Source organism: Nostoc sp. (genome assembly GCF_036918245.1).
In the GTDB taxonomy this organism is placed as follows: Bacteria; Cyanobacteriota; Cyanobacteriia; order Cyanobacteriales; family Nostocaceae; genus Nostoc.
The window spans coordinates 17,560-32,149 of record NZ_JBALEF010000042.1 but is presented as its reverse complement, the minus strand read 5'-3'; the positions used below and the strand labels follow the sequence as shown (position 1 = coordinate 32,149).

12 protein-coding genes are annotated in these 14,590 nt (G+C 42.4%); 7 read left to right on the top strand and 5 right to left on the bottom strand.

Annotation, left to right across the window (positions count from 1 at the left end; genetic code table 11):
* Positions 1-38: 38 nt before the first annotated feature.
* Both V7L12_RS09615 and V7L12_RS09610 read right to left on the bottom strand, forming a co-directional pair.
* Complete coding sequence (locus V7L12_RS09615; protein ID WP_335084112.1) at positions 39-425, bottom strand: thioredoxin family protein; 387 nt, start codon at positions 423-425, stop codon at positions 39-41.
* A 590-nt stretch (positions 426-1,015) separates the two neighbouring features.
* The gene (locus tag V7L12_RS09610) at positions 1,016-1,732 is read right to left on the bottom strand and encodes an NnrU family protein (RefSeq protein ID WP_335084111.1); all 717 of its coding nucleotides are present in this window, start codon (positions 1,730-1,732) and stop codon (positions 1,016-1,018) included.
* Positions 1,733-1,945: 213 nt separating this feature from the next.
* On the opposite strand from V7L12_RS09610, the gene V7L12_RS09605 reads away from it, so the two are divergent.
* The 4 genes from V7L12_RS09605 to V7L12_RS09590 all read left to right on the top strand — a co-directional run bounded on the left by V7L12_RS09605 (position 1,946) and on the right by V7L12_RS09590 (position 7,717).
* Entirely contained in the window at positions 1,946-2,959 is a 1,014-nt protein-coding gene (locus V7L12_RS09605) for a LysR family transcriptional regulator (RefSeq protein WP_335084155.1), read from the top strand.
* Between the two features lie 305 nt (positions 2,960-3,264).
* Complete coding sequence (locus V7L12_RS09600; RefSeq protein ID WP_335084110.1) at positions 3,265-4,668, top strand: serine/threonine-protein kinase; 1,404 nt, start codon at positions 3,265-3,267, stop codon at positions 4,666-4,668.
* A 301-nt stretch (positions 4,669-4,969) separates the two neighbouring features.
* Positions 4,970-6,367 (top strand): ABC transporter substrate-binding protein, encoded by a 1,398-nt coding sequence (locus V7L12_RS09595; protein ID WP_335084109.1) that lies wholly within the window; start codon positions 4,970-4,972, stop codon positions 6,365-6,367.
* Positions 6,368-6,670: 303 nt separating this feature from the next.
* Entirely contained in the window at positions 6,671-7,717 is a 1,047-nt protein-coding gene (locus tag V7L12_RS09590; protein ID WP_335084108.1) for a PstS family phosphate ABC transporter substrate-binding protein, read from the top strand.
* A 79-nt stretch (positions 7,718-7,796) separates the two neighbouring features.
* On the opposite strand, the gene V7L12_RS09585 is transcribed toward V7L12_RS09590, so the two are convergent.
* Entirely contained in the window at positions 7,797-8,516 is a 720-nt protein-coding gene (locus tag V7L12_RS09585; RefSeq protein ID WP_012412419.1) for a Crp/Fnr family transcriptional regulator, read from the bottom strand.
* A 312-nt stretch (positions 8,517-8,828) separates the two neighbouring features.
* Here V7L12_RS09585 and V7L12_RS09580 point away from each other — a divergent pair, with 312 nt between their 5' ends.
* A complete protein-coding gene (locus tag V7L12_RS09580; RefSeq protein ID WP_335084107.1) occupies positions 8,829-9,794 on the top strand; it encodes a DALR anticodon-binding domain-containing protein in 966 nt (321 codons plus the stop codon).
* 180 nt (positions 9,795-9,974) lie between these two features.
* Here the strand turns inward: V7L12_RS09580 and V7L12_RS09575 are convergent, their stop codons facing one another.
* Together V7L12_RS09575 and V7L12_RS09570 are read right to left on the bottom strand one after the other, a co-directional pair.
* Positions 9,975-10,826 (bottom strand): Cof-type HAD-IIB family hydrolase, encoded by an 852-nt coding sequence (locus V7L12_RS09575; RefSeq protein ID WP_335084106.1) that lies wholly within the window; start codon positions 10,824-10,826, stop codon positions 9,975-9,977.
* Positions 10,827-11,294: 468 nt separating this feature from the next.
* Positions 11,295-11,471, bottom strand: coding sequence for a choice-of-anchor E domain-containing protein (locus V7L12_RS09570; protein WP_335084154.1), 177 nt, complete (start codon positions 11,469-11,471; stop codon positions 11,295-11,297).
* On the opposite strand from V7L12_RS09570, the gene V7L12_RS09565 reads away from it, so the two are divergent.
* Complete coding sequence (locus tag V7L12_RS09565; RefSeq protein ID WP_335084157.1) at positions 11,425-11,667, top strand: hypothetical protein; 243 nt, start codon at positions 11,425-11,427, stop codon at positions 11,665-11,667. The two genes, V7L12_RS09570 and V7L12_RS09565, sit on opposite strands and share 47 nt — an antisense overlap.
* Positions 11,616-14,558 carry a DNA polymerase I gene (gene polA, locus V7L12_RS09560; RefSeq protein WP_335084105.1) on the top strand — a complete coding sequence of 981 codons (2,943 nt, stop codon included), beginning with the start codon at positions 11,616-11,618 and terminating at the stop codon, positions 14,556-14,558. Before V7L12_RS09565 ends, polA begins: the two co-directional genes overlap by 52 nt.
* Positions 14,559-14,590 lie beyond the last annotated feature (32 nt).

Genomic DNA, 14,590 nt, shown 5'->3' with positions numbered 1-14,590 from the left:
CCCGCCCACGGCGCTGGCTCCCCAATGCCCAATATCCATCAAGCTGACCGATACTCTAAGTCCACTGTTTTGGAACTTTTGTAGATTTTGGGGTAATTGCTGTAGCTGGCTTTAATCTCTTCTAAAGCTAGACGTAAATCTTCTCTGCCGCGAAAGCATTCCAAGCGATGGCGAATACTGCCATTTTCAATCAATAGTAAAGTGGGTAGTGATTTTAGCCTATAGGTAGTAGACAATTTAAAATTTTGATCGGCATTAACCCCGACTAATTTCATTTCATCCCCGCACTGGGCTTGAAATTGCAACAATAGTGGGTGGATAAGTCGACACAAGCCACACCAAGGTGCTTCAAAGTTAACTAAAACAGGAATAGGAGATTCTAAAACTTCTTGAGTAAATGTCCGCTCACTAACCGACAACACCATGACGCCTCTTGGATTATAAGGTTTTTATATCAAACTAGCTATCAGTACTGAATTGAGTAGTGCTGAGTTCCGAGTTCTGGTTGCTGAGTAGAAGTCCATAACTAAAGTTAGCGGATTGAATGAGGAACTCGTTTCTTTTTCTTTTAGAGTAAAGCGGGGATTGGGACTAATTGCCAAGCTAATGAATACTAAGTTGCTTGCTTTTACTCAGGACTCAGGACTCAGCTACTGCTTCAGTGGAGGATTGGCAAGTCAGTAACTGCCGATAGATGCATTCAGGACAGAGAATCATTAGCAAAAATTGAGCGCGTTAATCTGTCTCTAACTGAAAAACGACCTTAGAAGTCGCGTTGGCTTTTTTGGATGTTAAACTCCTGATTGCCGTGACCGCCTGGGGATTTGACTGAATCTGCCACTTTCTTTCAAGGAAAAGCAACTGACCAACGACTACCAATATAAAATCTCAAGCTGATTGAACGCACCCCCCACTGATAGATGTTTGAATTTATCCTACATTGATTTGGAGCAATTGATAAGCTGAAATTTCCATCTATTTCGGATTTTCTGCTGACACTAGGGATCGTCTAAGATTACCATCCTATGCTACTAGTTGCTTCCAGTAACAGAGGGTGCGACCACCAAAGCAAAGCTATAAAAATGGCAACTCCCAAATAGGCAGGGCGGAGAAATTCCCGCCATCTGAGAGATTGACGGCCGTCAATAATTGCTTTAAAGGGAATAATTGAAGTCCGCTGTCTGGCAATTTCAAAAGCTTCCCCATAACGATCGCTCAGGCGGCGATCCCCATGCCAAACCCCAAACAAGTGATGCAATATCAATCCAATGGAAGTCACAAGGGTAAAGGTAGTACCCAGCCAGAGAGTATGGGCAATACACCAAATTATTTGTCCTACCATCTGGGGATGACGGGTAATCCGAATAATTCCTGTTTCGTAGAGATAAACTTGGGGCTTTTGAATAGCAGCAATTTCTAGTAGATTGAAGGTAGCAGGATATAAAAACAAAAACGAGATTGCTGACAGCAGCCAAACAAATTCTCGCACTCCTGGCACTCCTTGTACCTGCCAAATTTGCAAACCATCATAGCGGTGCCCAAAAAAGTAAATAATTAATATCACAGCCAACGGTAGGCTGACTAATGCAAAGAGAATGCGATAAAACCTTGGGCCAATGTATTTTTCTGCCCAAGGGCGTAAAGCAGCGCCTCCACTGTGAGCGATCGCAAAAACTATTTGTAACCCCAGTATGACAAAATGACTGGGTGTCAACCAAGAAATCAGCAGCATATACACAGGTGAAGTAATTTAAAGAAAACTGAATTCAGTACAACCAATACCACAAAGTATTCAAAAGGGGACTTTAGTCAAGATGTTGTGCTACTGTCTTTTTCGAGTCAAGCCTTCAAGTTTAATATGCCAACAAATCATGTCCGGCTGATTGCTGCCAAACCGGATTTATTACGTGCATCTGCTCCTTTAAAAGTTTGTGGGTTGAGCCTTATGTCTGACCTTCCTTTCACTTTAGATCAGTTACGTATCCTGAAAGCGATCGCCCAAGAAGGAAGCTTCAAGCGTGCCGCTGATAGTCTTTACGTCTCCCAGCCTGCCGTCAGTTTGCAAGTCCAAAATCTCGAACGGCAACTCGATGTTCCCTTATTCGATCGTGGAGGACGACGCGCCCAATTAACCGAAGCCGGGCATCTACTCTTAAACTACGGTGAAAAAATACTCAGTCTCTGTCAGGAAACCTGCCGCGCCATTGAGGATTTACAAAATCTCCAAGGTGGTACTTTAATTGTCGGTGCTTCTCAAACCACCGGCACTTATCTTTTACCCAGAATGATCGGTATGTTCCGACAAAAATATCCAGATGTGGCAGTGCAATTACACGTCCACTCTACCCGGCGAACTGCTTGGAGTGTCGCTAATGGACAAGTCGATCTGGCGATTATCGGTGGTGAAATTCCTGGTGAACTGTCAGAATCTTTAGACGTGATTCCTTACGCTGAGGACGAGCTAGCGCTGATTATACCTGTCTTTCATCCTTTTACCAAACTTGAAAAAATTCAGAAAGAAGACCTATATAAATTACAATTCATTGCTCTAGATTCCCAATCGACTATCCGCAAAGTAATTGACCAAGTGCTAGCACGCTGTGAAATCGATACCAGACGTTTTAAAGTTGAAATGGAATTGAATTCCATTGAAGCGATTAAAAATGCTGTGCAATCTGGTTTAGGGGCTGCCTTTGTTTCAACTAGTGCGATCGCTAAAGAGTTACAAATGGGCGTTTTGCACCGTACTCCCATTGAAGGTGTTGTAGTCAAGCGGACGCTGTGGCTGATTTGTAATCCCAATCGCTATAGATCCAAGGCCGCAGAAGCCTTTAGTCAAGAAATTTTGCCCCAGTTTGCTAACCCAGGATGGAATAAAGATGTGTTAAAATTAACACAAAAAAGTCTAGTGTTAACTACATTGGAGGTAGCAACACCCACCTCATCTGGCGAAGACTAAAATCAGGTTATTAGTCCCTTGTCATTTGTCCTTTGTTTTTTGTAAATGACCAAATAATTCGTAATGACGCTCCTCTGTCGCTAACTTAATTCGTAATTATTAACCCATTGTGTTCGTGCAGGGTGCTGTAGGCAAGCCAAGGGTTTGATATCGGGAAAAAAGTTTCCTGTTCCTCATTGACAAATTTAGTTACTCTGTAACCGGAACTAATTACGAATTACGTAGCTTGCTTCTTGCCATTCGCGTAGCATCTTGTAGAGAAGGCGAGTATTATCAATTGCGAATTATTTTGACTAATCACGAAAATGGAAGTTTACTGCACTCGTCCACGTTGTCCACGCCCACAAAACTATTTTGCCGATTTAGATGATGTTACGACACTGAAAACAACCCAGCAAAAATATTGCACTACCTGTGGTATGCCATTGATGCTAGATGGTCGATACGTGCCAACAAAACTGCTAGGAAGGGGCGGATTTGGAGCCGCATTTTTGGCACGCGATCGCCGAATACCAGGAATGCGTCAATGCGTGGTTAAGCAGTTTCAACCATCAGGAAATTTAACCTTAACTCAACTGCAACAAGCGCAGTTAATGTTTGAAAGAGAAGCAGAAGTTTTAGCACAGCTTGGTAACGATCACGAGCAAATTCCTGACTTATTTGCCTTCTTCCCAGTGATAGTTAATAGCCTGCAACCAGGTGAGCAAGACCAATTTTTTTACTTGGTGCAAGAATACATTGATGGGCAAAACCTAGAAGAAGAATTAGCTCAACAAGGCAAATTTTCTGAACAGCAAGTGTTAGAGGTGCTCCAAGAAATTCTAAAGGTACTAGAGTTTGTCCATGACAGAGGCATTATCCACAGAGACATCAAACCTTCTAACATCATGCGTCGTCGTGATGGTAAACTTTTCTTACTAGATTTTGGCGCAGTCAAGCAAGTAACAAATGCTGCACCGGGTTCTGCGGCTTCTTCCACAGGGATTTATTCTATGGGATTTGCACCGCCCGAACAGATGGCTGGAGGGCAAGTATTTCCATCTACAGATTTATACGCTTTAGCTGTAACTCTTATTACCTTGTTAACAAATCAGGAAGCAATTCAACTATTTGATGTCTATAATAACCAGTGGAAATGGCGAACCCAAGTAAGTATCAATCCTCGCCTTGCTGACATTTTAGACAAGATGCTGCTACCTGCTGCTAATCAACGCTTCCAGTCAGCCCAGGAGGTTCTACGCGCACTTAACTCACAGGCAGTTCAAGCCCCTACACAATTTAATTCGCCCTCTGCAACCCTCCCGCCACAACTACCCAAAGGTTCCACGCCTGTCGTCCCCCGCCGTACACCAACTCAGCCAGCGTTTTCTACATTGGAATTATTGGGTGGGGCGGCATTTAGTGGATTTGAAGGTGCATTGATCGCGATCGCCCTGTTAAGTCTAGTAAAATCACCAATAGTTACTTTCAGTGTTGCATCTGTAATTTTAGGTATACTAATTTTTGCCCAAACCAGGCGGTGGATTGAAAAGTTCGATTTATTAGTTATTCCCACAATTACTTTTGCAATTATTTTTTTTGTCCCTTTTTTACGGGGAGGTGAAGACATTCTGTTAGTGGTGATTTTAGCAGTTGGAGCAGGCTTAGTAGCTATTTCACTAACTGCTGTATTTCGACTTATTTATAAATTATTATCTCTCTTACTTTAAAAAAATTCTGGTGCTAACAGCTACATAAATGTTTCAGAAAAATGAAACATTAAGTCTTTTTTTAGCCGTTGTCATCACTATTGGTTTAATCTTTGGTTGTCTATGGTTTCTTTGGGAACGGTGGGCGCAATTAAACGGAATGTATATTTAATAATAGTTTCGTCCACCAAGGACGAAAGCGTGTAGCTAGACGAAGTACGGTTTTAAACCAATATTCACTACCCAGTCGTACAGAATTTATACTGACTCGTGAATTCTGAATTCTTTATAATAAATCTTTTTACTTTATTAAAATTTATTTATGTCACAAAAGAATGAAACCACAATTTTAGCTTTGGCTCTGCTGCTGACAGTTGGTATAGTTGGCGGTGGTTTTTGGTGGTTTAGTAACAATGGGGTCAAAATTGGTAATAACATCATTCCAAATCAAGAACCAGGCAACAATTCATCTTTACAAGACCGTATTAGTTTTGGAGAAAAATCTTTTACTCCGGGCGACATTTCTCCTGTAAAAAAAGAAGGGGTACAGGCGATCGCTGCTAAAAGTTACGAGCGAGCCATCGCCAATTTTACAGCTGCTCTAAAACTCAACCGAAACGATCCAGAAACGTTAATTTTTCTTAACAATGCCCGCATCGGTTCTTCCAAAAGCTATACCATCGTGGCTTCTGTACCATTCGGCACTGACCCCAATACTTCTTTAGAAATTTTACGTGGGATAGCCCAAGCCCAAAATCAAGTTAATAGCTCTGGAGGAGTAAAGGGAGTACGGTTGAGGGTAGGGATAGCTAGCGATGACGACAATCCAGAAATAGCCAAGCAAATCGCTTCTGGCCTAGTCAGCAATTCCGAAGTATTAGGTGTAGTTGGGCCGAATACTAGCGATTCCACCTTAGCCGCAGGTACTATCTATACTTCTGGACAACTTGTAGCTATATCTCCGACTAGTACATCTGTCAAAATTTCTAACTTTAGCCGTTATATTTTTCGCACGGTTCCTAGTGATTTTATGGCTGCGAGAACTTTAGCCAACTACATGGTGAGAACCTTGCAGAAAAAAAATGCAGTAGTTTTCTTTAATTCTCAGAGTAACTATAGCCAGTCTTTAAAGTCAGAGTTTGTCTCATCCGTTTCCTTAGAGGGTGGACAAGTAGCCAGCGAATTTGACTTATCCAGGGCGGATTTTAGTGCGGCTAAAAGCGTACAACAAGCAACGAAGCAAGGTGCAGAAGTGTTGATGTTAGCTGCTAATACTGAAACTTTGGATAAAGCGCTGCAAGTAGTTCAAATTAACCAGAAACAGTTAACTCTGCTGGGGGGAGATGATGTTTACACTGCTAAAACTTTGGAAATTGGCAGAGAACAAGCTGTGGGGATGGTATTAGCAGTTCCCTGGCATATTGATAGCGATCCGAAGTCAGATTTTCCCCAAAAATCGCGGCAATTATGGGGCGCTGATGTGAGTTGGCGAAGTGCCCTCAGCTATGATGCCACTGTCGCTCTAATTGCGGCATTAGAACGCAATCCCACGCGAGATGGAGTCCAACAAGCACTCTTGTCCTCTGACTTTTCTGCCACTGGCGCTTCTGGTACAATTCGATTTTTAGCATCAGGCGATCGCAATGCGCCAGTCCAACTTGTAAAAATTGTTCCTGGTTCTCGCTCTCGCACCGGTTATGACTTTGAACCAGTGCGTTAATCAGCAATAAAAAATTAAAAATTAACTAATCGTTAACCTGGAAAAACCCTCAAGATGAGAAATTGAGCTTTATCGGGAAAAATCTTAATATCAACTAACAACTTATCCTCACCAACACTCAAGCCTTGAGAAAACAGACGAATAATCCAGGGGAAATTTATTATACCTTGGTTTCTAAAGTAGTCACAAGTGAGGATTTGTCTGCATTTTTAATAAAACACCCGTCCTCCAAATACAATCTCAAGTAGCAAGCACTTATCAAGTCAAGCACTTATATTGAATGGACGCGCGGGTAATTATACTATGTCCCAAAAAAATGAAACAACTATTCTTGTATTATCCATCCTAATCACCGTCGGGCTAATAGCTGGCGGTTTTTGGTGGTTTACTAGAAAATCTGGTGTCGATCTAAATACAATTAATTCTGGTAACACCAAAACGCCCCAAACCGGATCGGAACAACCTAGTGGCAATACTTTCACTTCAGTAAAGGATGTTCCTACAGGATTATTCAATTACGGAGGCAGTACATCTTGGGCACCGATTCGACTAGTAGTCGATCCAGCAATTCAAGCCGTGCGGCCAGAGTTACGGCTGCGCTATGTAGAACCCAGCAATGCATCGCCTGGTTCTGGTACTGGCATTCAGTCCTTGATAGACGGTCAACTAGCCTTTGCCCAGTCCTCCCGACCAGTTCTAGATCAAGAATTAAGCCGTGCCCAGCAGCGTGGGTTCAGTTTAAAACAAATTCCTGTGGCAATTGATGGTTTAGCAGTTGCAGTTAATCCCAACCTGAATATCCCTGGACTAACGGTAGAACAGTTAAAGTCAATTTATACAGGCAAAATCAATAATTGGAACCAGGTAGGCGGTTCCAATATCCCGATCAAGCCCTATTCCCGCCGCATTGCTGATGGCGGTACTGTCGAACTTTTTGTCCAAGACATCTTGGGTGGTCAAGCTTTCAGCTCCAATGTAGAATTTATCTCCACAACCACCCAAGCCTTGCAAAAATTGGCTGATAGTCCTGGTAGCATCTACTACGCTTCTGCCCCAGAGGTGATTCCTCAATGCTCAATCAAAGCCTTGCCATTGGGGCGCACGCAAGGACAATATATTGCTCCATACCAAGAACCTTCTGTCCTCCCGTCTGAATGTCCTGGTAAACGGAACAAGTTGAACATTGAGGCATTCCAATCAGGAAAATACCCGATTACCCGTAATCTGTTTGTGGTTGTCAAACAGAATGGTCAGACTGAGCAGCAAGCAGGTGTCGCTTACGCCAACTTACTGCTGACTGAGCAGGGACAGGAACTGATTACCCAAGCGGGATTTGTCAAAATTCGCTGACAAGAGCGATCGCTTCCGGCGGGGTCTAGCCCATCGCACTCAAGACAGAGTGGCGGAAATCGCCGCTCTGAACTGTACCTTAACCAGCTCTATTAATCGACTCTGCTGGCAAGCAAATGAGATTATCCCCTTGAGTCAGGATTAAACCACGTTGACGCAGCTTACCCATCAAGCGGGTGACGGTGACACGAGTCGAACCAATCGCGCTACCAATTTGGGCATGAGTGAGGGGGAAGGGCAGACAATAACCGCGAATCACATCAGGATCAGTGTCGCTCATTGCTGGCTCTCCATATTCCTCAATTAACAATGTGAGAAATCCTAAGAGTCGGTCAATTGTGCGGCGTTGTCCCAAGGCACTCAGCCACAGCAGCTTACGCTGGTGCTGATACCTAAAGGCATCCATAACTTCGCGACGGAAGTGAGGCCAATTGTCTAAATCATGCCAGTACATCCACAGCACCGCAGTTTGATCGACATGGGCGTAAGCCTGGAGTGTGAATGGTGACTGAGCAACAATTTCAAATGGTTGTCCCGCTCCCACGAAACCTAAGAACGCTTCTTCTGGGGTTCTGTTGATTCGTCGAGACGTTAGCTGACTGGCAGTAGCACTAACTTGGGCGGTTCCTACCATACGGATCGCACCCCTTTGCACCAAATACAGCAATCCAGGCCGGGCTGGAATGCGCTCATCTTTGCTAAAGGTGCGGCAGCGATAGTGTTCTTGAGCCCAGTCAAGAATGCGTTGCCAAGTCAAAAAAGGCCGTGATGCCTCAGAAAAGGAGGATGGAGATTGCATAGGTAACAAAGAGCGTTCGGCTGAAGACAAAGACGTAAATAAAAGGGTGCAAGGAGTGTCTTTGTGTTGACGAGGCAGGCTTAACGCCTAACAGCGCCAGCCAATCCAAAGAATAGAAAGCAAATTACTCTCTACTCTTTTGTTATACTTCCTACTGTACAATGGTGGTAGTAAAGTTTACTTACTATTCATCGATTATTCATCAAATTTTATCCTCTTCTCATTTTTCTTCATCTAAATTAAATTTATACCGCAAGATAGATGACAGAAATGTAACAAATATATCTTACATGACTATTTAAATAATATTACGTGCATTATAAATTACCAATTAGCAAATATACGTCAATCAAACAGCTATTATATAGTTATTTAAGAAAATCAATAAGCATTGATACTTATAAAACAGAAAATAGATGCATAAAAGACGAAAAGATTCCTCTACATAAAGGTAGAGATGATAATAGAGTTTTCTATACCTCAAGTGTGTCTCTGCGATTATCAAAATCTCAGAATCGAAAAGCGATGGAGCTTGCCAGTGCGATCGCTTCAGATTTATCAGGGATTTGTGAGGACGTTTTTAGCATCCAAATAGTTCCCCCTGGTTGGATAAATTTTGAATTAACTCACTCAACCTTAGCGACTTGGTTACAAAGTCTCGTAGTCGGGAGTTGGGGGGGAGAGGGGAGTGGGGAACATGAGGGGACAATTGATGCCCAATGCCCAATGACGCCAGTTGCTTCTCCTGTCGGAGACGCTACGCGAACAAGTCGGCAAAGCCGCCCAACGCACTGGCTCCCCAATCCCCAATCCCCAGTGCCCAATTCATTGTTTGCTGTTGAATATGCTCATGCACGCTGCTGTTCGCTAGTGCTGCTGGCTCATCGAGAGGGATTGATTAAACTTAGAGAACCAGTTCCAAATACTAGTCCAGCTTTTTGGGATGTTATTTTTCCTAACCCCCTACCTTGGCTTAATTGCGACGGAACACTACGGCTAAATCACCCAGATGAGCGTCGTCTAATTGGCGAGTTAATACAAGTGGTAGACAACATAGAGTGTCCTGATGTTAGCGGTTCTGTGAAATGGGAAAAAGTAGCGCTGAATTTGAGCCAAGCTTTTGAAAAGTTTTGGTCTAATTGCCGGATTTGGGGTGAGGTGAAAATTATGTCACCAGAACTGACCCAAGCTAGACTCGGATTGCTCATGGCTACTCAGTCAGTATTAAAATTTGTTTTAGAGGAAAATCTGGGGGTTTTTGCGCCTTTGGAGTTATAAATCGGTAATGTCGCTTAGGCAAAAATAAAAACTTTTTATATAGCTATTGACTCAATGCACCACCTCGGATACATTAGCAGGTGTGTGAGGAGCGAACCAGCAGGGGCACCGAGACGAAACACGGCCAGTCGTCGGTGTCCTTTCTGATTTCTATGGGTTAGATTTGAAAAAATGCCTTCACTACAGCAAAAACTTTTCAATTGCTACTGCTGCCCCATCTTCCTCTACGCTAGGAGCTACCCACTTAGCGATCGCTTGCACTCCTGCTGGTGCGTTGCCCATAGCTACACCAAGTCCCGCATACTCCAGCATTTCCACATCATTGAAGTTATCGCCAATCGCCATAACATTGGCTAACTGTAATCCCAGCAATTCTTCGGCTAGGTAACGTACAGCAGTTCCCTTATTTACAGAGGCGTTAGTTGCTTCAAAAAAGGTAGCAACAGATGTCGTCAGATAAAGTTCAGCTGGTGTGTATTGGCGGCGTAAATTTCCTAATAACTTATCGATTACGTCAGTGTCATCAGACAAAGCAAGAATTTTTGTTGGTTCGTTCGTTAAGGTTTGACGCAAATCACCTACGGGAATCGGGGTAATACCAGAACGTTCTGCATAAATTTTGGTTTCTCTGGTTAACTCACGGACGTATAGTTGATCGTTGATGTAAAAGTGAACAGATAGAAGCGATCGCAATTCAGGCTGTTCAAAATAGTCGAGTAGCTGGTGGGCGATTTCTCTGGAAACAACCCAATGGCGATAAATTTTTTGGGTGATTGGGTCTTGAATCCAGGCTCCCTGATAGGCCATTAATGGTAAGGTAGAGCCGATGTCTTGGTGAAAGCGCAAGGCTGAACAATACATTCTACCTGTAGCGATCGCCACTTTAATTCCTCGTGCTTGGGCTGCAATAATAGCTTGCTTTACAGGTTTGCTGATGGTGTTAGAGTGTCCAGCGATCGTGCCATCTATATCCAAAATTAGTAGTTTAATATCTTTTGCAGCAGCCTGATTGTCAGTAGATATTTTCTGCATAATTTCCTAGATTTTAAGTTCCAGTTAGAGGTTAACAGGCTCTAGCGACCAGTGGGGAGTTGTAGAAAAAATTGGCATCTCTAGTCAATCCAATTTCCTTACTACAATGTCTAAGCTAGTAATGAAAAGTTTGTAGTAAGCACTAAAGTGCTTAGAAAATTAAGGACTAAAGTCCTTACTACGAAGTTGCTTACCCATCGATTTAAACTTGACAGATTACTACCGTGAGGATGTTGACTCACATAATTTTAGATTGACCCCAGCTAGCAATACACTTGCTTTTAGGATTTTGGATTTACTTCAAAAGTCTTAAAAATTATGGCTAATAGGGGCAATAAAAAACCCGATTTTTTGGAGAATCGGGTTTTTTCATTTCAATTAGAGAGCCTGCTTGATAGATAGGATGGAAAAAACCTACCTATTCAAGAAACTCTATGAATTAAACATCTTGATCCAGCTTTTTTTGCGTTATGACAATAGACAAAGCCCAGCAATTAAACGAATTCCAAGTGTGGCAGAGGATTCAGGTACTGCTTTAGCATCGTAGTCATAAGTTACTTTGATACCTGCTTTCGCATAAGTATCAATATAGGATCTCATGTTGCCCGAACCCGTAACTACTGAGTTGGCTAAAGCTGAGAACAAAAAGTCTATGTCGCCATTACCAGTGAAAGACTGCAAGAATTGGTTAACTGGTACGCAAAAACTGGGCTATTGTCACCAAAGCCAAGCTAAACGAGCATCTGAAATTGCTAACTATGTGACAAAGCTTCTGGCTAAAATAGGGCTATGTCTGAAATCACTTCTGCAACTGCAACACGCCCCACCTTCATCCTCGTAGATGGGCATTCGCTGGCTTATCGTTCATACTTTGCTTTCGCCAAAGGGCGAGATGGTGGACTGCGTACTAAAGCAGGCATTCCTACCAGTATATGTTTTGGTTTTGTCAAGTGTCTGCTGGAGGTAATGGCAACACAACAGCCCCAAGCAATGGCGATCGCTTTTGATTTGGCTGAGGCAACTTTTCGCCACGAAGCTGACGAGACTTATAAAGCCGATCGCCCGGAAACGCCAGAAGACTTCATTCCCGACTTAGCAAACCTGCATGAGTTGCTGAATGGCTTCAATCTACCCTTTTTTACTGCCCCCGGTTATGAAGCAGATGATGTTTTGGGAACCTTAACACAACGAGTAACTGCGGCTGGGTATAGGGCGAAGATTCTGACTGGCGATCGCGATTTATTTCAACTAATCGACTCTGATAAAGAAATCACTGTTCTGAATTTTAGTCCAGATGCCCTAAAGCGCTCTACAAATAGCATCACGGAATTTGAAGCAGAACAAGTTAAAGAGAAGATGGGGGTTTTGCCTTCACAAATTGTTGATTTCAAAGCTCTTTGTGGTGATAAATCAGATAATATTCCTGGGGTCAAAGGAATTGGGGAAAAAACAGCAGTACAGCTGCTGAATACTTATGGTTCACTTGAGAATGTTTATGCTGCGTTAGATGAAATTAAAGGCGCAACTCAGAAAAAACTGGCAGCCGGTAAAGAAGATGCCGAGAAGTCTCGCTATTTGGCAACTATAGTTTTAGATGTTCCTATAGAATTTAATTTAGAAGATTGCAAATTAAAAGGCTTTGATACAAGCGTCTTATCACCAATTTTAGAAAAATTAGAATTCAAGTCTTTTTTAGGTAAGATAAACGACCTCCAGCAACGTTTTGGTGGCAAAGTTGAAGAAAAGCAAGAAGCCAAAATAGACGCAAGTAATCCCAACTTTACGAACTCAGAATTCAGCGCTGATGAAGATAATGATTTGTGGTTTTTCAGTGCTAGTGATACAGCAGCAGTTCCACAACAATCTACTTCCCCAATTACACCACGCATCATCAACACCGAAGCAAAATTAACTGAGTTAGTGAAAATTTTGCAAAAATTCACTAACCCAGAAATTCCGGTTGCTTGGGACACTGAAACCACCGATTTAGAACCAAGAGATGCTGAGTTAGTAGGAATTGGTTGCTGCTGGGGAACGAAACCAGATAAGGTAGCCTATATTCCTTTGGGGCACAAAACTGGGGAAAATTTGCATAAAGATTTGGTGCTAGAAACACTACGTCCAATTCTTGAAAGTGCCGATTATCCCAAAGCTCTACAAAATGCCAAATTTGACCGCTTAGTTCTCAGATGTCAAGGAATTAATTTGACGGGAGTGGTGTTTGATCCCATGCTGGCAAGTTACATTCTAAATCCAGATTCAAGCCATAATTTGATGGATTTGTCGCAGAGATATTTGGGATTGATAGCTAAAAGTTACTTAGATTTAGTTCCTAAAGGCAAAACCATCGCTGATATAGATATTCCCGCCGTCGCAGATTACTGCGGGATGGATGCTTATTCTACCTTTGGTTTAGTGGCGAAATTGCGTGAGGAACTGGATAAAATTCCAGCTTTATCTAAGCTATTAGTGGAAGTCGAACAGCCGCTAGAAGCAGTTTTAGCTCAAATGGAATATACAGGCGTTCGGATTAATTCAGCTTATTTACAGGAACTTTCGCAGCATTTAGAAACTGAGTTAGCCAGGTTAAAAGAAGAAGCAACTGAAATAGCCGGGGAAAATTTTAACTTGGGTTCTCCTAAGCAATTGAGCCAAATTCTGTTTGAAAAATTGGGGTTAAGCACCAGACATTCTCGTAAAATTCAAACGGGCTACTCTACAGACGCAGCAACACTAGAAAGACTTCAAGAAGATGATAACACTGGATTTGTTGAAGCGATCGTTGAATATCGCACCCTATCTAAATTAAAGTCTACTTATGTTGATGCATTACCTGCATTAGTGCGTCCAGATACCCAGCGAGTGCATACTGATTTTAATCAAGCAGCAACATCAACTGGTAGGTTATCTTCTTCTAATCCGAATTTGCAAAATATTCCCATTCGTACAGCTTTTAGTCGCCAAATTCGGAAGGCGTTTTTGCCAGAATCTGGTTGGTTAATGGTGGCTGCTGATTACTCACAAATTGAATTGCGAATTTTGGCTCATTTGAGTCAAGAGCCGATATTAGTGCAAGCATATCAGCAAAATGAAGATGTTCACACTGTTACAGCGCGGTTAGTATTTGAAAAAGAAAATATCACATCAGAAGAACGAGGGATGGCAAAAACTATCAATTTTGGCGTGATTTATGGAATGGGTTCTCTAAGGTTTTCGCGCTCAACTGGGATAGATAAGACCGTTGCCAACGAGTTCATTAAGCGGTTTAATGAACGATATCCTAAAGTATTTGCATATTTGGAGCGAGTAAAAAAACAAGCGATCGCTCTTGGTCATGTGGAAACTATTTTCGGTCGTCGTCGTTATTTTGACTTTACTAATAATAGTTTACGCAAATTAAAAGGCAGTAATCCTGAAGATATCGATCTGAGTAAATTGAAAAATTTGGGTGCTTTCGATGCAGGTTTATTACGCTCTGCGGCTAATGCACCAATTCAAGGTTCCAACGCTGATATTATCAAAATTGCAATGGTGAGATTGCATGAAATTTTGAAGAACTATCAAGCGCGTTTATTGTTGCAAGTTCACGATGAATTAGTGTTTGAAATTCCCCCTGATGAGTGGGAAGAATTACAACTGCAAATTAAGTCAGTGATGGAAAATGCAGTGCAGTTGAGTGTGCCGTTATTGGTAGAGGCGCGTGTTGGTGAAAATTGGATGGAGACAAAGTAAGTTGAACTGGGGATTGGAACATTTACATTGAT